Annotated in this window: 21 protein-coding genes; 12 read left to right on the top strand and 9 right to left on the bottom strand. The window is 64.2% G+C overall.

Annotated elements, in window-relative coordinates; translation table 11 throughout:
* Positions 1 to 83 precede the first annotated feature (83 nt).
* The 8 genes from AC4D1W_RS10220 to AC4D1W_RS10185 all read left to right on the top strand — a co-directional run bounded on the left by AC4D1W_RS10220 (position 84) and on the right by AC4D1W_RS10185 (position 10,319).
* Complete coding sequence (locus tag AC4D1W_RS10220; protein ID WP_490898667.1) at positions 84 to 2,237, top strand: heavy metal translocating P-type ATPase; 2,154 nt, start codon at positions 84 to 86, stop codon at positions 2,235 to 2,237.
* An 18-nt stretch (positions 2,238 to 2,255) separates the two neighbouring features.
* Complete coding sequence (locus AC4D1W_RS10215; RefSeq protein ID WP_490898666.1) at positions 2,256 to 2,726, top strand: hypothetical protein; 471 nt, start codon at positions 2,256 to 2,258, stop codon at positions 2,724 to 2,726.
* A gap of 67 nt (positions 2,727 to 2,793) precedes the next feature.
* Positions 2,794 to 3,426, top strand: a complete 633-nt coding sequence (locus tag AC4D1W_RS10210) for a DUF305 domain-containing protein (protein WP_490898665.1) — start codon at positions 2,794 to 2,796, stop codon at positions 3,424 to 3,426.
* 230 nt (positions 3,427 to 3,656) lie between these two features.
* Positions 3,657 to 5,042, top strand: a complete 1,386-nt coding sequence (locus AC4D1W_RS10205) for an extracellular solute-binding protein (RefSeq protein WP_490898664.1) — start codon at positions 3,657 to 3,659, stop codon at positions 5,040 to 5,042.
* A gap of 182 nt (positions 5,043 to 5,224) precedes the next feature.
* Positions 5,225 to 6,019, top strand: coding sequence for a carbohydrate ABC transporter permease (locus tag AC4D1W_RS10200; protein ID WP_490898688.1), 795 nt, complete (start codon positions 5,225 to 5,227; stop codon positions 6,017 to 6,019).
* Positions 6,016 to 6,903: a carbohydrate ABC transporter permease gene (locus AC4D1W_RS10195; protein ID WP_490898663.1), complete on the top strand. Its 888-nt coding sequence runs from the start codon at positions 6,016 to 6,018 to the stop codon at positions 6,901 to 6,903. The genes AC4D1W_RS10200 and AC4D1W_RS10195 overlap by 4 nt, the downstream gene beginning before the upstream one ends.
* Before the next feature lie 4 nt (positions 6,904 to 6,907).
* Positions 6,908 to 9,925 carry an alpha-mannosidase gene (locus tag AC4D1W_RS10190; RefSeq protein ID WP_490898662.1) on the top strand — a complete coding sequence of 1,006 codons (3,018 nt, stop codon included), beginning with the start codon at positions 6,908 to 6,910 and terminating at the stop codon, positions 9,923 to 9,925.
* Positions 9,926 to 10,055: 130 nt separating this feature from the next.
* On the top strand, positions 10,056 to 10,319 hold the full coding sequence (locus AC4D1W_RS10185; protein WP_490898661.1) for a hypothetical protein: 264 nt from the start codon (positions 10,056 to 10,058) through the stop codon (positions 10,317 to 10,319).
* Between the two features lie 308 nt (positions 10,320 to 10,627).
* Here the strand turns inward: AC4D1W_RS10185 and AC4D1W_RS10180 are convergent, their stop codons facing one another.
* From AC4D1W_RS10180 to AC4D1W_RS10160, 5 genes are read right to left on the bottom strand one after another with little or no spacing between them, the layout of a single operon-like run.
* A complete protein-coding gene (locus AC4D1W_RS10180) occupies positions 10,628 to 11,887 on the bottom strand; it encodes an HNH endonuclease signature motif containing protein (protein WP_490898660.1) in 1,260 nt (419 codons plus the stop codon).
* Positions 11,812 to 12,288, bottom strand: a complete 477-nt coding sequence (locus AC4D1W_RS10175) for a hypothetical protein (protein WP_490898659.1) — start codon at positions 12,286 to 12,288, stop codon at positions 11,812 to 11,814. The genes AC4D1W_RS10180 and AC4D1W_RS10175 overlap by 76 nt, the downstream gene beginning before the upstream one ends.
* Positions 12,289 to 12,297: 9 nt before the next feature.
* Entirely contained in the window at positions 12,298 to 13,128 is an 831-nt protein-coding gene (locus tag AC4D1W_RS10170; protein ID WP_490898658.1) for a cytochrome c oxidase assembly protein, read from the bottom strand.
* Positions 13,129 to 13,138: 10 nt separating this feature from the next.
* Entirely contained in the window at positions 13,139 to 13,627 is a 489-nt protein-coding gene (locus AC4D1W_RS10165) for a DUF2243 domain-containing protein (protein ID WP_490898657.1), read from the bottom strand.
* A 53-nt stretch (positions 13,628 to 13,680) separates the two neighbouring features.
* Entirely contained in the window at positions 13,681 to 14,331 is a 651-nt protein-coding gene (locus AC4D1W_RS10160; RefSeq protein WP_490898656.1) for a hypothetical protein, read from the bottom strand.
* Between the two features lie 252 nt (positions 14,332 to 14,583).
* Here AC4D1W_RS10160 and AC4D1W_RS10155 point away from each other — a divergent pair, with 252 nt between their 5' ends.
* From AC4D1W_RS10155 to AC4D1W_RS10140, 4 genes are all read left to right on the top strand, one after another.
* Positions 14,584 to 16,041, top strand: coding sequence for a S8 family serine peptidase (locus AC4D1W_RS10155; protein WP_490898655.1), 1,458 nt, complete (start codon positions 14,584 to 14,586; stop codon positions 16,039 to 16,041).
* A gap of 202 nt (positions 16,042 to 16,243) precedes the next feature.
* On the top strand, positions 16,244 to 16,489 hold the full coding sequence (locus AC4D1W_RS10150; RefSeq protein WP_490898687.1) for a helix-turn-helix domain-containing protein: 246 nt from the start codon (positions 16,244 to 16,246) through the stop codon (positions 16,487 to 16,489).
* Positions 16,490 to 16,808: 319 nt separating this feature from the next.
* The gene (locus tag AC4D1W_RS10145) at positions 16,809 to 18,488 is read left to right on the top strand and encodes a glycoside hydrolase family 13 protein (protein ID WP_490898654.1); all 1,680 of its coding nucleotides are present in this window, start codon (positions 16,809 to 16,811) and stop codon (positions 18,486 to 18,488) included.
* Positions 18,489 to 18,528: 40 nt separating this feature from the next.
* Positions 18,529 to 19,545 carry a LacI family DNA-binding transcriptional regulator gene (locus AC4D1W_RS10140; RefSeq protein ID WP_490898653.1) on the top strand — a complete coding sequence of 339 codons (1,017 nt, stop codon included), beginning with the start codon at positions 18,529 to 18,531 and terminating at the stop codon, positions 19,543 to 19,545.
* A gap of 74 nt (positions 19,546 to 19,619) precedes the next feature.
* Here the strand turns inward: AC4D1W_RS10140 and AC4D1W_RS10135 are convergent, their stop codons facing one another.
* The 4 genes from AC4D1W_RS10135 to ybaK form a co-directional block, all read right to left on the bottom strand.
* Positions 19,620 to 20,654: a M14 family zinc carboxypeptidase gene (locus AC4D1W_RS10135; RefSeq protein WP_490898652.1), complete on the bottom strand. Its 1,035-nt coding sequence runs from the start codon at positions 20,652 to 20,654 to the stop codon at positions 19,620 to 19,622.
* A gap of 178 nt (positions 20,655 to 20,832) precedes the next feature.
* A complete protein-coding gene (locus AC4D1W_RS10130) occupies positions 20,833 to 22,629 on the bottom strand; it encodes a peptidoglycan DD-metalloendopeptidase family protein (protein WP_490898651.1) in 1,797 nt (598 codons plus the stop codon).
* A 245-nt stretch (positions 22,630 to 22,874) separates the two neighbouring features.
* Positions 22,875 to 23,777, bottom strand: a complete 903-nt coding sequence (locus tag AC4D1W_RS10125) for a diacylglycerol/lipid kinase family protein (RefSeq protein ID WP_490898650.1) — start codon at positions 23,775 to 23,777, stop codon at positions 22,875 to 22,877.
* Positions 23,778 to 23,861: 84 nt separating this feature from the next.
* A complete protein-coding gene (ybaK, locus tag AC4D1W_RS10120) occupies positions 23,862 to 24,350 on the bottom strand; it encodes a Cys-tRNA(Pro) deacylase (RefSeq protein WP_490898649.1) in 489 nt (162 codons plus the stop codon).
* Positions 24,351 to 24,421: the final 71 nt, after the last annotated feature.

Below are 24,421 nucleotides of genomic sequence, written 5' to 3'. Positions count from 1 at the left end.
ACGGGCAGGTGCGGCTATACAACAGCAATGCCTGATTTCGAGGTCCGGGACATCCGTCCCGTGTGACCGAAGGAGAATCAACAATGAAACACCAGACGCACAGCCAGGCAGGCCCGTCGGTGTCAGATCACGAGACACACGGCCAGGCCATGCCTGCAACCCACCCGCAATCCGCCCTCGATGACGTACAGCGCCACTCCGCAGGGCATCAGGATGCCGATCACGAAGTCCATACGCATGGCCAGCACGCCGGGCACTCCACGGCCATGTTCCGGAATCGCTTCTGGATCAGTCTGATTCTGGCTGTTCCGGTTGTCCTGTTCAGCCACATGTTCGCCATGATCGTGGGTTACATACCCCCAGAGTTTCCCGGCTCCCTGTGGATCTCGCCGCTGCTGGGAACGGTCATCTTCTTCTACGGCGGTGCGCCGTTCCTCAGGGGCGGCATCACGGAGCTGAAGTCCCGCCAGCCCGGGATGATGCTGCTGATTGCCATGGCCATCAGTGTCGCATTCATCGCGTCCTGGATCACCACCCTCGGAATCGGGAACTTCAACCTCGACTTCTGGTGGGAGCTGGCCTTGCTGGTTGTCATCATGCTTTTGGGCCACTGGATGGAGATGCGCGCCCTCGGCTCAGCCGCCGGAGCGCTCGACGCACTGGCAGCGCTGCTGCCGGACGAAGCTGACAGGGTCACCGAAGCGGGGATCGAAACGGTCCCGGTCAGCGACCTGGTTCCCGGGGACGTTGTCCTTGTCCGGTCCGGTGCCCGAGTGCCGGCCGATGGTGACATTGTCGACGGCGCAGCAGAGTTCGACGAGTCTATGATCACCGGCGAATCCCGCACAGTCTCCCGTACCCCCGGCGATTCGGTGGTCGCCGGCACGGTCGCTACCGACAACGCAGTGCGGGTTAAGGTCACCGCCGTCGGGTCGGACACCACGCTGGCGGGGATCCAGCGCCTGGTCGCAGAGGCACAGGCCTCATCGTCCAAAGCCCAGGCCCTTGCCGACCGTGCGGCGGCGCTTCTGTTCTACTTCGCCCTGATCGCAGGCATCATCACCTTCATCGCCTGGCTGCTGCTGGGCAGCCCGAATGACGCGGTGATCCGCACCGTTACGGTGCTGGTCATTGCGTGCCCGCACGCGCTTGGGTTGGCCATCCCGCTCGTGATTGCCATTTCCACGGAGCGTGCAGCGAAGGGCGGGGTACTGATCAAGAACCGGATGGCCCTTGAGCGCATGCGGACCATCGACGTCGTCCTGTTCGACAAGACCGGCACCCTCACCGAAGGACGCCCTGCCGTCACCGCGGCCACCGCAACCGGGGGAGTCGGCGAAGCGGAGATGCTCGCCCTGGCGGGTGCAGCCGAATCCGACAGCGAGCATCCGGTTGCCCGGGCCATCGTCCAGGCGGCAGCGGACAATCCGGAAGCAGCGGCGTTCGGGTTCCGGGGGAACGCGTTCTCCTCCATGACCGGACGCGGTGTCCGCGCAACGGTCAACGGCGCCTCGGTTGCTGTCGGCGGGCCGAACATGCTGAAGGAACTCGCCCTGGATACGCCGCCGGACCTGGCGCGTGCAGTCCAGGAGTGGATTGCCCGCGGCGCCTCCGTACTGCACGTGGTGCAAGATGGTGCGGTCATCGGCGCACTGAGGCTTGAGGACCGCGTCCGCGACGAGTCGCGGGCCGCCGTCAAGGCCCTGCAGGACCGTGGGGTGAAGGTTGCCATGATCACCGGGGATGCACGGCAGGTGGCGGACGCGGTGGGTACCGAGTTGGGCATCGACGAGGTCTTCGCAGACGTGCTGCCACAGGACAAGGACTCCAAGGTTGCCGAACTGCAGGCTCGTGGACTGAAGGTGGCGATGGTCGGGGACGGCGTGAACGACGCACCGGCGCTGGCCCGTTCCGAAGTCGGCATCGCGATCGGTGCCGGTACCGACGTCGCGATGGAATCTGCCGGCGTCGTGCTGGCAGGAAACGATCCCCGATCGGTCCTGGCGATGATCGACCTGTCCCGCGCCAGCTACCGCAAGATGATCCAGAACCTGGTGTGGGCCACCGGGTACAACGTTCTCGCTGTGCCGCTCGCCGCAGGGGTGCTCGCCTTCGCGGGCATTGTCCTCTCGCCGGCGGCGGGTGCGGTACTGATGAGTGTGTCGACGATTGTGGTCGCGCTGAATGCGCAGCTGCTGCGCCGGATCGACCTCAACCCGGAACGCATTTCTAACTAGTTCACTACATTGGATTCGATGAGCAGGAAGGCAGCGGCGATGAGCGGCACAGGGAAGATCGGGACAGCCCTGGCCGTTCCGCGCGCCGTCGTGGGCTTCCTTGGCCTCACAGCCGTGATCGTCGGGATCCTTGCGGTGCACGTTTGGATGGGCGGTCACGGCCCCCATGCTGTCGCCCACGGCCCCCATGCTGTCGCCCACGGCCCCCATACTGTCGCCCACGGGTCCCATGCGGTCGCCCACGATTCGCGCACGGTGGCCGACATGGCGCCGACCGACATGGTGCCTGTCTCCCACCCGGACGACGGCGCCGCTGCACTGGGACTCTGCGTTCTCGCTTTCATTGTGGTCACCATCCTGGCGTTCCTGCTTCCCGCTGGGAGGCTCGTTCCCGGGTCTGTGCTGCTGCGCGGTCCACCGTTTATCCGGCTGCAGCCCCTGTCCATACCAACTCCTTCGCTGATCCGACTCTGTATCAGCCGGACCTGACTTCCGCCAGGCAGGAGCTGAATGCACCACGGAAGACTTCCAGTAGAACCAGAAGGATCAGATCACCATGAAGCGTTACCTTTCCCTGTCAGCGCTGAGCGTTGCAGCCGTTATTGCCCTCGCAGGTTGTGGCAGCGAGACCGGGCCGGCAAGCGACCCGCCCACTCCAACGCGGGAAACCGGGGCGACCAACCAATCCGCTGCCGAAGCAGGCTCCGCCCGGCACAACAATGTCGACGTCATGTTCGCGCAGATGATGATTCCCCACCACGAGCAGGCCGTGGAGATGAGCGCCATCATGTTCGCCAAGGACAACATCAGCCCGGAAGTCATGGACCTGGCCACGCGGATCAAGGATGCGCAGGCACCCGAGATCGAAACCATGACCGGCTGGCTGGAAGCCTGGGGCGAACCCGTTGAGATCGAAGGCGGTATGGATGGGCACCACATGGGCGCAATGGACGGCGAGGCCGGCATGTTGAGCGGGGACCAGATGGCCGAACTCGAATCCGCGGAAGGCGAGGAAGCAGCCCGGATATTCCTTGAGTCCATGACCGCGCACCACGTCGGCGCCGTTGACATGGCCAGGGAAGAGATCAGAAACGGCGAGAATCCCGAAGCCATCGCGCTCGCCGAGGAAATTGCGGAATCACAGGAGGTTGAGATTCAGGAGATGCAAGCCTTGCTCGAGGAACTGTAGGCGCGGCTCTGTTTGAGGTCCGCACTGAGCGATAGGGTGGTCGGAGGCCTCATCGGATAAGGGTTTCGGCACGGTGGTCCTGGAACTTTTGCGCAGCTGTGGTGACCGACGACGTCGGGAAGTCACCGGAGTTGCAGGAAAGGTTTCCGGGGCCATTGTGCCTTAAATCCACTCGACGTACTATTCCGGTATCGGAAGTCTCCCGATGCCTTAGTTTCAAAGGAGAAACCATGCGCGGCGCCTCTCGAACCCTCCCAGCGGCGGCGCTTGCCGCATTGCTCGTGTTGAGCGGCTGCTCCGGTGACGGTGACGGTGACGGTGACGGTGACGGAGAGGGGGAGGAAGCCTCCAACCAATCGCTGCGGATCATCTATCAGACAGCCGGCGACGCCTCACCGCTGGACACCCTGATGCAGACCACCAAGGAACAGTTCGAAGCCGCCAACGGGAGCGTCACGGTGGAACTGGAACCGGTCGAAGGCACCGACGAGGATTACAACACCCGCCTCGCGCTGTCACAGCGCTCGCCGGACACCGCTCCGGACGTCTTCTACGAGGACAGCTTCCGCCTGCGCTCCGACGTTGAGGCGGGCTACGTGCTGAACCTCGACGAGCACCTGGCCGGATGGGACGAGTGGGACGCTTTCAATGAAGCCGCGAAGGAAGCAGGAAAGGCCGACGACGGCAGCATCTACGCGGTGCCCCTCGGCACCGACACCCGGGTCATCTGGTACAACAAGCAGGTGCTGCAGGACGCCGGTGTTGAGGTCCCCTGGCAGCCGGAGTCCTGGGACGATCTCCTTGAAATGGCGCGAACCGTCAAGGAAGCGCAGCCCGAATCGCGTCCCTTCAGCATGTACGCCGGAACCGGCACAGGCGAGGGCACCGTCATGCAGAGCTTCTACGAACTGCTGTACGGCACCGGGAGCGGGGGCCTCTACGACGAAGAGTCCCAGAAATGGATCGTAGGCTCCCAGGGTTTCATCGACTCACTGGCGTTCCTGAAGACCCTCTACGAGGAGGAACTCGCCGTCACACCGGCCGAAGCCCTCGACCCCAACGTGTGGCAGGTCGTCCTCGGAACCATGCTGCCGGAGAACCGGATGGGAGCCACCGTTGAAGGTTCCTACGCGCCGTCGTTCTGGCAGGAAGGCGGCATGTTCGCGTGGCCGGAGTACGCCGACGTCATGGGCGTTGCGCCGTTCCCCACGCAGGACGGGCAGGAGCCCGGAGCCGTGAGTATGTCCGGCGGTTGGACGCTGGCGATCGGCGCGGGCACGGAGAACCCGGAGCTAGCGTTCGAGTTCCTCACCACCGCCATGAACCAGGAAAACCTGCTGCAGTACACGGTGGACAACTCGCAGATCGCAGTGCGTAGCGACATCGCGGAAGCGCCCGAGTACCTTGAGGCCAATCCGTTTGTCGAAGAGGTCTCCGCGGTGCTCGATGTGACGCACTACCGGCCCGCAACGTCGAACTACGCCGAGATCTCCACGGCGGTCCAGGAAGCCACCGAAGCTGTCATCACCGGTGGCGCAACACCGGAGGAAGCGGCAGCTACCTACGACGAAGCACTCACGTCGATCGTCGGCGAAGAGAACGTCGTCGAGGAGTAACCATTTCCTCCACGGTCACTTCCCGCGGCGCGTCCTCCGGCGCCGGGCACCGCGGCACCCGCGGGAACAACAGACAGGAGCGGGAGCGCAACGGACGGGCCTCCCGCTCCCTGGCTGCCGGGCTGAAACTCCTGCCCCTCGCGCCCGCGATCATCCTCATCGGCATCTTCCTCGCCGGGCCGATCGTGTGGTCCTTCTACGGGTCCTTTACCAACGCGGCGCTCACCGGCGCCAACGCGAAGGACCCCGAGTGGATCGGCCTCGAGAACTACACCACCCTGCTCGCCGATCCGTTGTTTCCCCAGTCACTGCTGCTCACCGTCGTCTTCGTGCTGGTCTCGGCGGTGATCGGGCAGAACTTCCTGGGACTCGGTCTCGCGCTGCTGATGCGGCGGGCGCACCGGGCGGTTGCCGCCGTCGTCGGCGTGTGTGTGGTGGCAGCGTGGGTGCTGCCGGAGATCGTTGCCGCATTCGTGGCGTACGCGTTCTTCTTCCGCGACGGGACGCTGAACCAGCTCACCGGCTTTGCGGGCGTGCCGGCTGTGGACTGGCTGTTCGAGCACCCGATGCTCGCCATCATCCTGGCGAATATCTGGCGGGGCACCGCGTTCTCAATGATGGTTTACCAGGCCGCGCTGAACGACGTCCCGCGGGAGGTCACGGAGGCGGCGGAGATCGACGGCGCTAACGGCACGAAGACGCTGGCCTATGTCACTGTTCCGATGATCCGGCGCAGTATCGCGACCAACCTGATGCTCATCACCCTGCAGACGCTCGCGGTGTTCACCCTGATCTACGTCATGACCGCCGGCGGCCCCACGAACCGCAGCACCACCCTGCCGATCATGGCCTATGAAGAAGCCTTCCGGTACAGCGACATCGGCTACGGCACCGCCATTGCCGTGGTCATGCTGATCATCGGCGCCGCGTTCTCCCTCGCGTACATCCGCCTCCTGCGCGAGAGGAACCCCTCATGAGCGCGCCGGTTTCCACGACGACGGCGGCGCCCGTAGCCGCGCCGGCGCGTAACTCCCGCCGTGGTCGCCGGGGCTCGCCGAGTTGGAGCGCGAGTGCTGTCCTGGCCGTTATTGCCTTGTGCTTTGTGGTGCCGCTGAGCTGGCTGGTGCTGGCATCCTTCGACCCTGAGGCGACGTACGAGACTGCGTTGCCGTCGTCGTTCTCGCTGGCGAACTTCACCGCCATCCTGACGCCGGAACAGACGTATCTGCCGCTGTGGAACAGCCTGATTCTTTCCGGCGGATCGGCGGCGCTGACGGCCATCGCGGCGGTGCTGGCGGCGTACCCGTTGTCCCGGTTCAACACGCGGTTCAACCGGCCGTTCCTCTACACGGTGCTCTTCGGGACGTGCCTGCCGATCACAGCGATCATGGTCCCGGTATACAGCCTGTTCGTGCAGTTGAACATGCTCGATTCGCTGGCGGCAACGACGTTCTTCATGGCCGCAACCTCGCTCCCCATGGCCATCTGGCTGACCAAGAACTTCATGGATTCGGTTCCGGTGTCGCTGGAGGAAGCGGCGTGGGTGGACGGCGCGTCCGCGATGAAGGCCCTGTGGTACATCGTGGTGCCGCTGATGCGGCCGGGCATCGGCGTCGTCTTCATCTTTGTGTTCATCCAGGCGTGGGGAAACTTCTTTGTGCCGTTCATCCTGCTGTTTTCGCTGGAGAACCAGCCGGCAGCGGTGAGTATCTTCCGGTTCTTCGGGCAGTTCGGGACAGTCGCGTACGGGCAGCTCGCCGCGTTCTCGATCCTTTACGCTCTGCCGGTGATTGTCTTGTACGTTCTTGTCTCACGCGTGTTCGGTGGGTCGTTCGCCATGTCGGGCGCCCTGAAAGGTTAGGTCAATGCACGACAATCGTCTCCTGGTCGAGGCCCGAATCGAGCGTTTGCTCACCGAACGGCTGACGCGTGCCGTGTGGCCGGTATCGGTACCCCTCGAGGTATCCGTCTGGCAGGCCCCGGGTGAGCCCGTGCCGTTTGCCTCGGCGGTGTCCGAGCGGTTCGAGCCGTTCATGGTGGGCTCCGCCTGGGGACGGCCCTGGGGGACCACCTGGTTCCGGTTCACGGGCGCCGTGCCGGTTGAGTGGTCACTCTCCGCCGGTCACGAGGTCGAGGCTGTGATCGACCTTGGATTCTCCACGATCATGCCCGGCTTCCAGGCCGAGGGCCTTGTCTATGTTCCCGATGGCCGGGTGGTCAAGGCGCTGGAGCCGTTGAACATGTGGGTTCCGCTGGATGCGGCGCCCGGTGCCGCCGTCGAGTTCTATGTGGAGGCCGCTTCCAACCCCAATGTGATCGACGGGTTCGACTATCAGCCCACCCCGTTGGGCTCCCTGACCACCGCCGGGTCTGATCCTCTCTATACGTTGCGCCGGGCGGAGGTGGCGCTGTTCGATCGGGAGGCGTGGGAGCTGGGCCAGGACGTGTGGACCCTGAATGGACTCATGCATGAGTTGCCCGTGGACCTGCCGCGCCGCCACGAAATCCTGCGCGCGCTGGAGAAGGCGGCGAACGCGGTCGACCCGTCTGACATCGGAGGTACCGCTGCGGCGGGGCGCGCGTGCCTCGCTGGTGTCCTGGCGTCGCCCGCCTATGCGAGTGCGCACCGGATGCACGCCGTCGGGCATGCGCACATCGATAGCGCATGGCTGTGGCCGGTGCGCGAGACGGTGCGGAAGGTGGCACGGACGTTTTCCAACGTGCTTGAGCTGATGGACCGTAACCCGGACTTTGTGTTTGCTGCCTCGTCGGCGCAGCAGTACGCCTGGCTCAAGTCTTCCTATCCGGACCTGTTCGAGCGGGTGGCCGAGAAGGTCCGGTCCGGGCAGTTTGTGCCTGCGGGCGGCATGTGGGTGGAGTCGGACACCAACATGCCCGGTGGCGAGGCGCTGGCGAGGCAGTTCGTCGCGGGCAAGCGGTTCTTCCTCGAGAACTTCGGGCTGGAGCCGCAGGAGGTGTGGCTGCCGGATTCCTTCGGGTATTCGGCGGCGTTGCCGCAGATTGTTCGGGCGGCGGGATCGCAATACTTTCTGACGCAGAAGATCTCGTGGAACGAGACGAATCTCTTCCCGCATCATTCCTTCAACTGGGAGGGCATCGACGGCACGAGGGTGTTCACTCACTTCCCGCCCGTAGACACCTATAACTCGGACCTGTGCGGCCGTGACCTCGCCCGCGCCCAGCGGAACTATCGGGAGAAGGGTGTGGCGAATACGTCGCTGGTGCCATTTGGCTGGGGCGACGGCGGCGGCGGACCCACCCGGGAGATGCTGGCGGCTGCTGAACGGACTTCTTCCCTGGAGGGCTCGCCTGCGTTGACGATGTCGTCGCCGGCGAGGTTCTTTGAGACGGCGTCGTCGGAGTATCCGGATGCTCCGGTGTGGTCGGGGGAGCTGTACCTTGAGTTCCACCGCGGGACCTATACGTCGCAGGCGCGCACCAAGCAGGGCAACCGGCGCTGTGAACACCTGTTGCGGGAGGCGGAGCTCTGGTGTGCTGTTGCTGCACTGCGCTCCGGGTTCTCCTATCCGTACGACGAGCTCGAAACCGCCTGGCACACTGTGCTGCTGCAGCAGTTCCACGACATTCTGCCTGGATCCTCCATTGCCTGGGTTCACGCGGAAGCGGAGCGCAACTATGCGGCCGTCCAGTCTTCGCTTGAGTCGCTCATCTCGGCGGCGCTGGCCGCGCTGTTGGGCACCGGTTCGGCGACGGTTGCGTTGAATGCCGGACCGTACGACGTCGGTGGTGTGCCTGCGCTGGGAGGTGCGGTGCCGTCGTCGACGGCTGATTATGAGCCGGTGCGGGAGGGATCCTCGTTTGTTCTGGAGAGTGACTCCCTGCGGTTGACGGTCGATGAGAACGGGTTGTTCGGTTCCTTGGTTGCCGGTGGCCGTGAGGTCATTCCGGCAGGTACCCGGGGGAATGTGTTCCAGCTGTTCCGGGATACGCCGAATCAGTGGGACGCATGGGACATCGACGAGCACTACAAGTTCAACGTCACCGAGCTGACGGAGGCTGCGGCTGTTGATGTGGTCGGTGCGGTGCTGCGGGTGGAGCGGGTGTTCGGGAAGTCCCGGCTGGTTCAGCGGATCTCGCTGAGCGCTGACGGCACGGCGGTGGATATGTCGATCGAGGTTGATTGGCATGAGCAGCAGAAACTCCTGAAGCTCGCGTTCCCGGTGGATGTCCTGGCGGACCGGGCCGCGTCCGAGATCCAGTTCGGGCACATTCAGCGGCCTACCGTCACGAACACGTCGTGGGATGCTGCCCGGTTTGAGACGGTGGCGCATCGCTGGGTGCATGTGGGGGAGCCCGGGTTCGGGGTGTCGTTGGCGAATGATTCGACGTATGGATACGACATCTCCCGTTCCGAGTCGAGCTCGGGTGTGCCGTACACGTTGATGCGGGCGTCGGTGTTGCGGGGGCCGCTGTTTCCTGATCCGCAGGCGGATCAGGGGCCGCACACCTTTGAGTTTTCGTTGCGGCCGGACTCGGGTATTGCTGATGCCGTCGCGGAGGGGTACCGGGTGAACCTGCCGGTCCGGGCGAGGACCGGGGTGGCGTCGTCGTCGGTTGATCCGGTGGTGACAGTGTCCAATCCTGCTGTGGTTGTCGAGGCGGTGAAGCTCGCGGAGGACCGCAGCGGCGACGTCGTTGTGCGGTTGTATGAGGCGTTTGGTGGTCGTGCTTCGGCGGTGGTATTGCCGGGGTTTGAGTACTCGTCGGTGGTTGCTACGGACTTGCTGGAGCGTTCAGTTTCCGTTGACTTCATGCATTCCGACGACGGCGGGGTTTCCCTTTCGTTGCGGCCGTTCCAGTTGGTGACTCTGCGCTTCCGGACGGGGGCGCTTTCGCGCTGATCAGGTCGTTTCGGTTCCCGTCCGTTCTCTCCCGCTCCGGCCTTGCTCGCTCTCACCTGTTCCCTTCCGCTCCGGCCTTGCTCGCTGTCGCCTGTTCCCTTCCGCTCCGAGCGGTGGGAGCATTGTTGGCATGAGCGAGACTTCCCAAGAAGACGCGCACCATCACGACGAACGCTTGCCTCCAAAGACGCCCGATGAGCACAGCGGGAACCAGGATCTTCAGGCTATGTTGCACCGGCGACAGGAGGCCGAAGAGAAGCTGCAGGAACGTCAGGAGGAAGCGGATCGTCGAGCTGCGGCGGAGCGCAGTGAAGGCGCAGATGGCGGGGGCCGCGGTGAAGGCGCGGATGCGGACGACTCCAGTCGCGAGGATGGGACAGACCGCGAGGACTGAAGCCGCGGGGATTGAGTCCGACCGCGGGGGACTCAAGCGCCCAAGTCTGGACACGCCGAGAGGTCTCGATCCGCGACGATTTAGACGAACCGTGGTTGATAAGCCCACGTCGGACTGAGACTCCTGGTCCTGCCGACGTCATGGTCCTTCCGGCGCGAGCCTATTTTCCGGCGCGAGCCTACTTTCCGGCTGTGAGCCTACTTTGGGCGCGAACCTATCACCCGTGCTCCTTCGAGCCAGCGCTCCGACAACCATTTGAATGCTCCCAACACGCACTTGAATGGTGCAGCGCCGCCCCCAACCCGCCGTTAGAAGGGTGGTGGGGGTTCGGGCAGGGTGGTGTAGGTCTTGCCTCCGAGTGAAGTGACGCGCGGCGCGCCGTCGTCATCGAAACCGGCAGGCCAGATGCCCTCGGTTTTGAGCGTGTGGTGGAGCTTGCACCGAGGTCTGAGATTTTCCAGCGCAGTTTTCCCGCCGTGCGCCCATGGAGTGACGTGGTCGATTTCGCAGGACATCGATGAACGGTTGCACCCGGGGTGGACGCAGGTCGGGTTGGTAACTCTCACCCAGTCCTGCAGGTGTTTCGGCGGCCGGTATCTGTCCCTGCCGACGCTGAGCACAGCCCCCGTTTCGGGGTGGATCAGGATCCTGGTGAAACTCGGCGCGTGAGCGGCCAGGTTCCGAGCGGTTTCCGGATCGATCGGACCATAACCGTCGAGCAACCCGTTCGCGCAGCCGGTCAGGTTCGGTACGTTGCTGTTGATCGAGTGCGGTGCAGTAGCGCCTGCCGCAACGCGTGGAACGTCGCCCGTGCGCGCTGCGTCCTCCGCAACAGACGCATCGTTCACTACAGCCCCGTCACCAGCACAGTCATGGGGATTCAGTGTTGCTGCTGTTCGGGACGATGTGGGTGCCGTTGTCCCGTTCGTTGCGTCCTGCCAGTCCGTATCAGCCCAGTCTGTTTTGCGGTGGCCGAGGAGGGTCATTACCGGGACGGTGACGAATACGCTCGCGCTGATCCCGCGGTAGCCGGTGCCCTTCTGCGGGTCCCCGGCACACGTGTGTGTGAGCACGTCAGCGAATACGTCTGCCCGTAACTGGGACAGGGTGCGCGACTCCTCGGGACCCTGCAGGGAGCGGGCAGCGGCGTCGACCCGGTTGAAGATCCCGTGTGCCTGCTCCGCGGGCAGGTACGCGCCAAGCCAGGCCATGCCGTCCTGCTCGGGTTGGACCGTGACGTCCCGGTCCTTGACCGCCCGGGCTGTGCGGAGGTTGATGGATTCCGGGTGCAGTTCCTCACGCAGCCGCCGGCAGGACCGGGCGAGTTTCGGGCGGGTCAAGGCTCCGGCCGTTTCCAGGACTGCCTCCTCGAACCCGGCCACCGCCTCGACCGGGATAGACCCGGATTCCTCCACGATGACCTGCGCCTGCACGGGGCTGATCCGGCCATCCTGAAGCGCTTTGCGTGTTGCCGGTAGTTCCTCGGTGAGCCTCAACGCTTCACCGAGCATCCGGTGCGCGGTCCGCCCGGGCACCCGCAACAGCGCAGCGATTTCCTGCGCGGCCAAGGTCCCGGTGAACCGCGGATCCGCCCTACCGCTCCGGAAACCTCGTGGTCCTGGACCTGATGGAAAACTTCGGCGGTCAGCGCCGCCTGCTGCGCTGCGACCCACGACGCCAACCGGTCCGCGGCCCGCAGCAAATCCAACGTGTCCGTCAAATTCCGGAACCGCCCGGACTGCACGGACTGCACGGATCCGGCGTCCTGCAGCCGGTGCACCAGAGCATACGGTGACGCGTTCTCCACCGCCGCACGCGCGTGCGCATCGAAACCGCCACCGTCCTCACCGTCGGGATACAGGGCATTCTCGAGTGCATCCTCCGACCAGTCCCAGGCCGCCTCCGCATAAGCGCGCTCAAGAGCCAGCTCATCAGCGTCCTCAACAATCTCCGCGGTCCCGATCTCCATACAAAACACTCAATCACCCACCTCTGACAAACCTGATCGAGCACTACCGACGCCGGTGCTACCCGACGGTCTCAGCACAGATTCACGAGGACGGGTCGCCGAGTACCAGCCGGCGAACAACAGAACGACCAGTGTCACGTCAACGACGTCACCGCCGTAGTACATCAACTGGGATCCAACCCGGGCATCATCAACGGGCACCCCAGCCGGCGGATGCACATAGAGCCACTTGGCGAGGGTTGAATGGGCGGCGATGAAGAGAATGAGCACGGCGGAACGGAGCCGCATCGACGTCGGGTGCGGGTTGGGATCCACGCCAACGATGGACGCCGTAAAGATGTACCCGGCCAGAAAAATGTGGACATGGACCACTGCATGTACCAGTGCAGAGGAGTGCACGAGCTGATACAGGTCTGTGGTGTAGAGCAGCCAGAGACCGCCGATGTTCACCGTCGAGGCGACTACGGGATGAGCCAGGACCCGAAACGGACCGGCACGGAGAACACGCGCGAGCGACCGTGCTGAGGACACCGGCAAGGCGCGGAGTGCGAGAGTGACAGGTGCAGCCAGCACCAGTAGCAACGGCGCCACCATCCCGACCAACAGGTGACCGACCATGTGCGCGGTGAAGGTCTCCGCAGCGACGGCGTAGAGGTATCCAGCGTCGGCAGAGGCCAGTCCCACATACCAAAAGACAGCCCGACGGCTCGGCCAACGTCCGCGGTTCCGTGCAGCCCGAAGCGCTACAGCATAACCAACGGCGGCCGCGAGCAGAACCAGTACAGCAACGCAGTCGAGCAGCACCCACCCCAGCCCGCTGCCCGTCGAATGGTCATGCATAGCCGGCTCCTCAGGCAGAGGCGCGAGGCCGGGTTCGCCACAGAACGAGCAGGCCGACCAACAGGACGAGTATTGCTGAGCCGATCCAGGTCAGGTCATAAGGCAACAGGTCCACCTCGTAGCGAATCTGGTGAATGCCAAGCAGTTTGTGGCTGACCAGGCCGTCGAGGAGTTGGAAGAACCCGACGCCGGCGGTCACCGCCCCAGCCCAGCGCCCCCACGCCACGTGCGTCCGGCGTCGGACATCGGCGAGCAGGAACAGGCCCCAGATGGTGATGAACCACCCGAAGGCATGAAAGAACCCGTCCGTCGTCAACGCAACGCGGGTTGTGGACAGGTCGTAGAAGTGGTGCCACTGCAAGGCGAGATGAAAGATGAACAGATCGATCATCGAGGCGGCAATCCCGCAGCCGAACAGGAACCCGGACAGCAACAGCCGTCGATCGAACGGAGACTCGGTTTCGGCTCCCAGATTGTGGTTCGTTTCAGCACTGGACATCGAGAACCTCTCAGGTGGCCGCGATCTGTTCCACCATTGTGCGGGCCACCGTGTCAGCGATCAACGGCCGGCCAACCGAACTGGCTTACCCGGGAGTCGCGCTGCTGCCTCGTTCTATCCCACATGAAGAACCCCGCCGCCGCGATGGCGAACTGGAACGGAATGGCGAGCAGAACCGCCGAGGTCTGCTCGTTCGAGACCAGCAGCAGCACGCTACTTGCCACGAGCGGGATGCCGAGCCATCGCGGGAGCACGCCCGACCGAAGGATGAAGATCCCGATCAGCACGAAGCCGACAATGAGGGTCACCATGCCGGCGACGACGAGATACGGCATCCCGGAGAAGTCCCCTCCGAAGAACACGGCCTGGATAAACACCGCTGCGAGCAGGACCAGGAAGCCGACGGCGGCACACGCCACGCCGGCATTCATGAGCTTTAGGGGCCCTCTGGATCTACGCGCCATCAGGGTCAGCCCGACCAAGCCGACCAGCACCAAGAGAGCAGCCACAGCACTGATGCCCGTCACGGTGCCCGACGCCGTCCGCATCGGCTGGGTGGCGCACTCACTTCCGACGCATCCAATTGGTTCGAGGGAATGGAGGAAAATTGCCAGCGCACCCAGCAACCCACCTGCCATCGCGGCAGGGCCGGCCAGATGCGAGGGGAGTCGGGACGAAAAAGCGGATGATGTATCCCGCGTCATGGATGACCGCCATCAACTAAGGAGACCCAGGAGCAAAGACGTTTCATGGTCACCTAGACGGACACAGCGCGTCAAGAGGCGGTATCGGGAGGGCACGGAACGCTTGCGACGGCGGACGACTACCGGGTGACAAGCGCAACTTCTGCATCACCTTGGTCAGGTTTAGCCGAGGCTTTCCCAAGGTTCGACATGTTGCTCCGGCGGGCTGGTTACCTTCGGAGTAACAAGTCAAGTGGACCCGAAAGGTAAGTCGTGCATTCATCATTCCGCTCCCTCGCCGCGGCAACGATCGCAGCCGTGGCACTCAGCACATTCGTTCCGGGCGCGGTCGCAACGGCTGCCCCCGCGGCAGGGGAACAGCAGATCCGCTACCTTGTCCGCTATGAGGCTGGCACCGACGTCGCTGCCGCAGCCGCGTCGCTCCGGAAATCAGGCAAGGCTGTGGGACGAACCTTCTCCACCGCCGTCCGTGCCGCCGTCGTTACGACGACGCCGACGCAGGCCGCGTCGCTTGCTGCCGCTCCAAACGTCGCTGCCGTTGAGCAGGACCTTCCCGTGCGGATCTCGGCCACGCAGTCCAATGCACCATGGGGCCTCGACCGCAGCGATCAGCGCGCGCTTCCCCTCTCGACCACCTACACCCCGCCCGCTGCCGGAGCCGGAGTGAACGTGTATGTCGTGGACACGGGCGTCCTCGCTTCCCATGCTGACTTCGGTGGCCGGGTAGCGTCCGGATACACCGCCATCGCCGACGGTCGAGGGTCCTCCGACTGCAACGGACACGGCACTCACGTCGCCGGTACGGTAGCCGGAACGACCTACGGCGTTGCCAAGTCCTCCACCGTGATTCCGGTCCGCGTTCTGAACTGCGACGGCGGTGGGTACATGTCCGACGTCGTAGCCGGCCTGGACTGGGTGGCCGCCCACCACGCAGCGGGTACTCCCGCTGTGGTGAACGTGAGCCTGGGAGGTGGCGCAAACTCCACCATTGATGCGGCGCTCCAGGGTGTTATCAATGACGGCGTCACCGCCGCGGTCGCTGCCGGAAACTCTTCGGTCGACGCATGCACCAGTTCGCCGGCACGGGTATCGGCAGCGCTGACCGTCGCGGCCAGCGACTCCTCGGACCGGCAGGCTTCGTTCTCCAACGTTGGCTCATGCGTCGATCTGTATGGGCCCGGGGTGGGGATCGCCTCGACCTATCACACGTCGAACACGGCAGTAGCAACCCTTTCCGGCACCTCGATGGCTTCGCCGCATGTGGCTGGCGCCGCCGCCGTCATGCTTTCCCAGAACCCGGCACTGACCCCTGCACAGGTCGCAACGAACATCAACGGCACGTCCACCGCTGGCGTTATTGGCGGAGCTTCGTCAGGCACGCCGAACCGGCTGTTGTTCGCGGGCGCCGGCACAGAAACGACCGCCACGAAACCGTCCGCCGCAACCAACGTGGTAGCTACCGCCGGCAGCAAGTCCGCCAAGATCAGCTGGACCAAGGGAAGCGACGGCGGTTCACTGCTGACCGGGCAGACCCTCTACGTCTACTCCGGCACCAGCAGGATCGCGGCGCTCGCTATCTCGGCGTCAGCGACGAGCGTCACGGTCACCGGCCTCCAGTCCCGCAGCTTCTACTCATTCAGTGTCGTTGCCACGAACAAGATCGGCAGCAGCCCCGAGTCCGCACGGTCCAATACGATACGGGCCCTCTAGGCGAGACGTGCAGGATCAGGAAGGCGGCGCCGTCGTGGGGTGATGCCTGACCTTCAATGGGGTACCCCCGCACAAAAGTGGCCCTTAGCTGCAGATCCCGCTGCTCGGAAGCAGCGGAATCTGTAGCTAAGGGCCACTTGTCGTAGGAGAGACACCCGAGACAGTCCAGCGTTATGGAAGCCGCGCTTCCCGAGAGGATCGAATCTGCGCGCTGAACCTGGCGACTATCCGCAAAGCGGCGGAGCTAACGCAGGATGACCTTGCGCAGCGTTTGGGAGTCGCGCAAAGCGTAGTTTCCAAGACCGAGCGACGTGAGGACATGCTTCTGTCCACGCTGATGGACTACCTCACGGCTGCCGGGGTGGAAGATGCACGGATGGTCGTCCACGTGAACGGGCGTGACATCGAATTGGACTTGCGCAATTTGCAGCACCGAGTCAACAGGTAACAGCGGCGGCAGACGTCCGACAGTGACGCTGACCGAGGGACAACACTTCAGCACTCGACGCTGCGGCGCCTGGCAGAAGCAATAGCCGAAGCCTTCCCTCAGAAGTGGCCTTTAGGTGCAGGATTGCCGCTCGGAAGCAGCGGTTCGGCGCCTAAGGGCCACTTCCCTGAACCCTTCGCAAGCGTTTACCGTCCATCAGCAGTGCAGGACTCCTTCGAGCTAACGATCCTCCAGAATCTAGATCGTGACGGGCAACATCACACTGCCAAATCACTGTAAACGCTTCCAAGTACTCGCGAGTAGCGGCTAGCATGTACACATGTCCAACGCCGTTTCCCTGGCCCCTGCTGTGTCCGCACAGCCTGCCGCGCCTGCTTTCCACGAACCCCTCCACGCAGCACATTCCGATGATGCGTGGTGGCGCTCGTCCGTGATTTACCAGGTGTACCCGAGGTCTTTCCGCGACCTGAACGGGGACGGCCAGGGTGACCTCGCTGGGATCACCGCAGAGCTGCACCACCTGGCCGACCTAAGTATCGATGCCATCTGGATGTCGCCGTTCTACACCTCGCCACAGCGCGACGGCGGCTACGACGTCGCTGATTACTGCGACGTCGACCCCATGTTTGGAACGCTCGATGACTTCGACCGGCTCGCGGCCCGCGCCTCCGAACTGGGTATCAGGCTGATCGTCGATCTGGTCCCCAACCACTGCTCGAGTGAGCACGTCCTGTTCAAGGCAGCCCTCGCAGCTGAGCCGGGATCCGAAGAACGCGCGATGTTCATCTTCCGCGACGGCACCGGACCGGACGGCTCCAATCCGCCGAACAACTGGCAGTCCCACTTCGGCGGGTCAGCCTGGACACGCACCGTGGACGCTGACGGCAACCCGGGCCAGTGGTACCTCCACCTCTTCGATTCCTCTCAGCCCGATTTCAACTGGAACAATCCCGCAGTGCATTCCGAGTTCGAGCGGATCCTCCGATTCTGGCTGGACCGCAACGTCACAGGCTTCCGCGTTGACGTTGCGCACGCCCTGGTCAAGGCCGAGGGCCTCCCGGACTGGCACGGGCGTCCCGACGGCTGCTCCACGGACGGCTACCCGGGCCATGCGGCGCCGATGTTCGGCCAGCAGGGTGTTCACGATATCTACCGCCGGTGGCGGTCCATCCTGAGCGAGTACGACGGCGACCGCATCCTCTGCGCTGAAGCCGTCGTCGATCCGTTGTCGCGTCTCGTCAACTGGGTGCGGGAAGACCAGATGCACCAGGCCTTCAACTTCGCCTACCTTCACCACCCGTGGAATGCGGCGAAGCTTCGCGAGATCATCACCGACTCGCTGCAGGCCTTCGACAGCGTGGGTGCTCCCACCACCTGGGTGCTGAGCAACCACGACGTCACCCGGCACGCAACACGGTTCGAGGAGGAGAATCCGGACGTCGGACTCGACCGGGCGCGGGCAGCTTCCCTCGCGATGCTCGCGCTGCCCGGAGGTGTCTACCTCTATCAGGGTGAAGAGCTTGGCCTGCCGGATCACCAGTCCATCCCGGATGAGCTGCGCCAGGATCCCACCTTCATCCGCACGGGTGGGGAACGCCTTGGCCGTGACGGTTGCCGGGTTCCGTTGCCCTGGCGGGCAGACGAACAACACTATGGCTTCGGGTCTGCGAACGGCGGGTGGCTGCCCCAGCCGGAAGACTGGTCATCTCTGGCCCGCGATATTCAGCAGGCCGACCCAGGCTCCACCCTCAACCTCTACCGTTCGGCGCTCGCACTCCGGAAACAGCTCCACCTCGGCGCCGGATCGTTGAGCTGGGCCGTCGACTTTGATCACACCGATACCGTTGCTTTCCTCAACAATGACGTCATGGTGATCATGAACATGGGAGAATCTGTTACTTACGTACCAACGGGCACGGTTATCGCCGCAAGCCATCCGGGGGCCGGTGCTGATGGCATTCTGGCGCCCAATCGGTGCGTATGGTTGAAACTCAACTAAAAGGACCCCGCGCGCGTCCATTGCTCTGAGGGAGGGCGTCGTGGTTGGCATCAAGGATGTGGCAGCGCTTGCCGGCGTCTCCACGGCCACGGTGTCCCGCGCGCTCAGCGGCAACGGGCAGGTCTCGGAACGCGCTCGGTTGAAGGTAGTTGAGGCCGCGAAACAGCTGGACTTCGTGCCGTCCTTCTCGGCGTCGTCGCTCGCGTCGGGCCGGAACCGGAACGTGGGCGTGGTTGTGCCGTCTGTCAACCGCTGGTACTACTCCCAGATTGTGGACAGTGTGGCGGCGTCCCTCCTGGACGCAGGCTATGACCTCACGCTCTACAACGTCAGCGACGGCGCCGGCCACCGCGACCGGGTGTTCTCCGAATTCCTGCTGCGTCAGCGGTGCGACGGCGTCATCTCCGTTTCGCTGCAGCTGTCCGACACCGAACTTGGACAGCTGCTCGCGGTGGGTAAGCCGATCGTCGGTATCGGCGGCCCGCTGCCGGGTGCGGACACCATCAGTGTCAACGAATTCGTAATAGCCCAACTGGCCACGGAGCATCTGATCAGTCTGGGGCACCGCCGCATTGCGTACATCGGCGGGCCGGAGGACGCCGCAAAGGACTTCAACATCTCGGAAGGTCGACGCCGCGGCTACGAGGTGGCCATGGAGGCCGCCGGGCTCGAAGTGGTGCAGTCGTGGCTGTCCTACGCGGACTTCACCATTCCGGGCGGATATGCGAGCGCCAAACAGGTGCTGGGCTATCCGAGGAACCGGCCGACCGCCGTCTTTTGTGCATCGGATGAGATGGCCATCGGCACCATTGTCGCCGCGCGGGACCTGGGCCTGCGGGTACCCGACGCGTTGTCAGTGATCGGAATTGACGGCTACGACCTCGGCGAGGTCTTCGGGCTGACCACGATTGCGCAGTACCCGGCGATGCAGGGGGCCCGGGCCGTCGAACGGATGCTGCAGCTGTTCGCCTGCGAGGCCGAGTCCGGGGAACGCACCAATCACACGGCCCACACAGAGATGATCGTGCGCTCCAGCACCGCAGCACCGATGGAGTAGGTGGTCAGTCCGGAGCGGTACCGAAGGGCGGTAACCGCAGCACGCGGCTACCGCCCTTCGGTAGTGGCTGACTGCTACTCCGCGCGGGTGTTCTGCGTAGCGAGAGTGTCCCAGAACGACGTATCAGCCGTATTGATCGAGCCATCCGCGATTGCCCGCACTGTGGCGTCGAGCGTGGTGATGGTCTGTTTGATCAGGTAGCCGTTGCTCTTCTGGCCGAGCACCGCGCCCTCATTGAAGTGGTCGGACATGCCGCGCATTTCGAACAATAGGGTGGAGATTCCGTACTCGACCGCAATTCCGTTCCGGCTGATGGTCTCGGCCGAACCGCCGTTGTACTTGCCGAGGTGTCCCCAGCCTGTGGAGTCGACTGCATCAAACACCACCGCACCGAAGCGCTTGGAACCCTCTAGGACTGCCGGCTCAACGTTGGGTGTGGTGGGATGCAGGATTGAGCCGGAGACCAGCTTGCCGTCGCGTTCGCTGCTGGTGCCCTGGTGGTGTAGGTCGATCATGTAGTCGATGTCGTACTTGGCCATGACGTTGTAGTGCAGCGCTTGTGTCTCAGGCTGGATCTTCGCGACATGGTCGCGGTTCAGATCCACACCGACGGCGTTGTACCGGGTGAGGTGCCGGTCGCCGCTGGCGATGTAGTCGTCAAGGGAGAAGTCCACATCGCCCATGGCACCGTCCGGATTCAGCATGGGGACAATCAGTACGTTGACGCCGTCGAGCACGCCGCCTGTCTTTCCTGTGCCGAGGTGCTTGATGAATTCAAGCGCGCCCTCAGTGGTGAGCTGCTCGTTGCCGTGCTGCTGGGTAAGGAAGAGGATGGTCGGGTTGTCCGGGTTGGAGATGTACTTAGCGAGGTACAGGTCTCGGCCCTTGACCGACTGGCCAATAACCTCCAGTTCCATTGCGTCCTGTTTGGCGTCCTGCGTCTTGAGGTAGTCCGCCATTTCGTCGTAGGTCCGGAGGATTGACGTGTTGATGGTTTCGTTGCCGTTGTAATTGGGGCCTTCACCAACCGCAAAGGTGGGCGCGGCGACGGCAACGGAGGAGACAGTGAGCGCGCCGGCGAGAGCGGCTGCAGCGAGTGATTTCTTCACAGGGAAGGGTGTTCCTTTCAAAGAGGCGAATCAGACGAGGTGTCACGACGTTACTTGCAGCAAGCAACTTCCTGATGCAATTCGACCAGATTCATGCCAATTTGGGTCTACCATCTTGACGAACACACGAGATGATGTTGTAGGCGTGGATCGCCAATGCCGTGGCGCGATGCAGGGACTACGGCGTGGTTTGGGCAGCGCCCGGTGCACAAGGACCCGGAATCGGCAACCCTGTCACTGGATCGATGGGCAGCCCTGTCACCGGATCGATGAGTAGTCCTGTCACCGGGTCGATGGCGAACCCCGTCACCGGGTCAATGGCAGCGTCCGGTGCGATCTCGCAGGTGGGCGGCGGGGTGACGGGTGCCGTCGGGTCCGCGGTGGGAAGAGGATCGGGGGTCGGGGTTGGGTCTGGGACCGTGGGCGTTGGGGCCGGAACGGTTGGAGTTGGATCCGGAACGATCGGGCTCGGGGCCGGGGCCACGGGAGTTGGATCCGGAACGATCGGGCTCGGGGCCGGGGCCACGGGGGTTGGGTCCGGAACGATCGGGCTTGGGGCCGGGGCCACGGGGGTTGGGTCCGGAACGATCGGGGCCGGGGCCACGGGGGTTGGATCGGGAACGATAGGCGTTGGATCCGGAACGATCGGGCTCGGGGCCGGGGCCACGGGGGTTGGGTCCGGAACGATCGGGCTCGGGGCCGGGGCCACGGGGGTTGGATCCGGAACGATCGGGCTCGGGGCCGGGGCCGGCGGGGTGGGATCCGATGGCGATGGCGAAGGTGAAGACGTGCCTGGCGCTGAGGGCGAGGGTGAAGACTTGTCTGGCGCTGACGGCGAGGGTGAAGACTTGTCTGGAGCCGAAGGCGTGGGGGTGGGAGAAGGCTTCGTGGTTGTCTTACCCGAGGATGGCGACGACGGCGACGGTGAGGCCGTCACAATCGAGCCCGGCGATGACTTCTCGGTGGTGGAGTACGACCTGCCGGCGGTGGGACGCTTCCCCTGAGCAGACAGTTCTGCGTCCACGCGGACCGGTGACTTGAAAGCCACCGGCTCAAGCGCATGCGCCTTCGGAGAGGCGAGATAGGCAACCCAGGCGGTGTCGCCGTCGCGCCCGTTGCCCGTTCCCGGAGTGAAGTTCGCGAGGCTCGGCATCTCAGCCGGACCGCCCTCCATCGCAATCAGCTTCCACTCGCTCGGATCCGTGTGCACACCGTTCAGGATGGTTTCGAAATGCAGATGGCAGCCGGTGGACCAGCCGCTGGTGCCAACGGTGGCGATGACCCGACCGGCGCCCACGCGGTCGCCGGTCTTGACCGCAATTCCCTCAAGGTGGTTGTAGGTGGTGACCAGGCCGTTGCCGTGGTCAAGTTCAACGCGGTTGCCGCCGCCCCAGGGGTGCCAGCCAACCGCGCGCACAACGCCGGCATCGGCCGAAAAGACCGGCGTACCGCAGGGTGCCGCGAAATCCTGACCGGAGTGGAACTCACCGTGCTCGCCGGTGATGGGGCTGGTCCGCAGGCCATACGGTGAACTGGGTGCCAGGAACTGCAGGGGCGCAACGAGCAGGCCCTTGCCAGGACGCTCCATGCTGCCGCCGAGGAACTCTGCCGTGGCCTTGTCAGCGTTCACCCGGGCGCGGGGAGACGCCTGCGGATCGGGAATCTGGCGACCGGGGACCAGGGAGTCGGTGGTGCCGAAGGGGGACTGGAACGTGGGCTGTCCGAGTACCTGCTCACCGACATAACCGGTATGAGGCTGGGTGGCGCCAGGCAGAATGTCTGTGCCGAGCGCGAGAATCGAGCCGCTGACGCTGGCCACGGGAGCCGCGGAGCCGACGGGGGGCACCGTGCTGGTGACCGGATAACTGAAAGAGGAGATGACAGCAACCGCCAGGCACACGCTGATGCCCGACCGGACCGCACGAGGGCGGCTCTTCAGGGCCGGATGGCCGGACGTTGGCCTAGCTTTTGTCACTGGTACTCCCCATGTGTCTCCCCTAGTGAAGGTCAGTTCCGACCGGACCCCCGGGGAGGAATCCGAACAATCAGCCTTCGCTAGGTGCCCGCAAGGGGCCCGTCATTGCTGGTGGCTGACATTCAGCCTAGTGGGCTGTCTGCCATGGAGATAGAGTGCTCCGCGTCTCTTGTGGAAACCTTGAGTGAACCTGCGGAGCACTATGGCAATACCTCAGAATCGGTGCGATTACTGCGGTGCGGCAACTACTGCGGAGCAATGACGTGCCAAGCGTCGCGCAGCACTTCCCAGCGGCGGTGGGTGAAGGGACCCCGCAGCTCGCCGTCATTGCTGACCCGGAACCCATGGTCGTCTACCGCGGTGATTTCCACAGTCTGCCCGCGCCCGATCCGTACGTCGCTGCGACGTGCGTGGTCACCGTGCTTCAGCCCCAGCGCGTACCCCACCCGGGCAGCCCGGCCCACCGATTTCCAGAGCACGACGTCGACAAATCCGTCATGCGGATTGGCGTCAGGTATGAGACGTGCACCTCCGCCAACGGTGCCGCCGAGCCCGAGGGCAACCATCAGGAGCGGGCGGGAGCCGTCATGCAGCTCCTCACCGTCGACCCGCACGCTCAGGTTCAATCCCGGTGAACTGACACCGGCGGCGATGGCACCCAGGTGATATCCCAGCTTTCCCGCCTTGATCCTCGACAGTTTCTTCTTTACGTCGGCACCCTTGGCCGCGGCATCCGCGCCGATCCCTATATGGAGGGCGTTGACAGCAATGCTGTCATCACTGACCAGCAGTTCCATTGCGCGTGCCGGTCCGGACATTGCACATTCGGCGGCGTGCAGCGGGTCGAGCGGAATCTTCAGCGACCGCGCAAGATCGTTTCCGGTGCCTACGGGAATGATGCCGATCGGCCCCACGGAGTCGAGCTTTCCGGCTCGGTAAAGGCACTGGATTGCGGCGTGGATGGAACCGTCACCGCCCAACAGGATCAGTTGGCGGCCGCCAAGGCCCGCGAGTGCGGTGTCAAGCGCGTCCAGGTCTTCTGTCCGCGCAAGTTCAAAGGTGGTGCCCCGCCTGGCTGACGCCGAGGCAAGGAAGGAAACGACGGCGTCGAGACTCCGCCCGTACGCCGTTCCGGCGGAGGAGTTCACGACCGCCAGAATGCCCTGACTATGCACAGGTGCTCTTGTCTGCAGGAGGGATTGGGACAACCGGCACTACGATAGTACGTCCGGTCAACGGGAGGCGAGGGGCGCCGTCGTACCGCCGGTCGCGCGGAGGAGATCAGCCGGCGAGAGCTCGATTTCGAGCCCCCTCCGGCCGCCCGAGACGAGGATCGCTTCGAAGACGAGCGCAGACTCGTCCAGCACCAGCGGGCTGGGTAGTCTCTGCCCGAGCGGCGATATTCCGCCGATAACGTACCCGGTCCGCCGCTCCGCAGCAGCCCGATCCGCCATGGTTGCCCGCTTGCTGCCGCACGCGGCACCCATCGCTTTCAGATTCAGTGAGCGGCTCACGGGAACGACGGCGACCGCCAGTTGCCTGCCGACATCCACCATGAGCGTCTTGAATACCCGGGACGGATCAACCGCCAGCTTCTCCGCTGCCTCCGTTCCATAGTGTTCGGCAGAGGAATCGTGGACGTAGCTGAGGGTACGGAAGGGAACGCCCAGTCTGGTCAGAAGCATGGTCGCGGGAGTTCCGGGCTTATCCAGGAATTTCATAATTTCCCCCGGGACGCTAGACAGTGACAGCAGTATCCCATCCCAATCCCACGGCCGCCACGAACACGCCT

The sequence above is a fragment of the Arthrobacter sp. TJ-170 genome, from assembly GCF_058269305.1.
The sequence above is the reverse complement of the archived record's forward strand: the minus strand, read 5'-3'. Positions and strand labels throughout refer to the sequence as shown.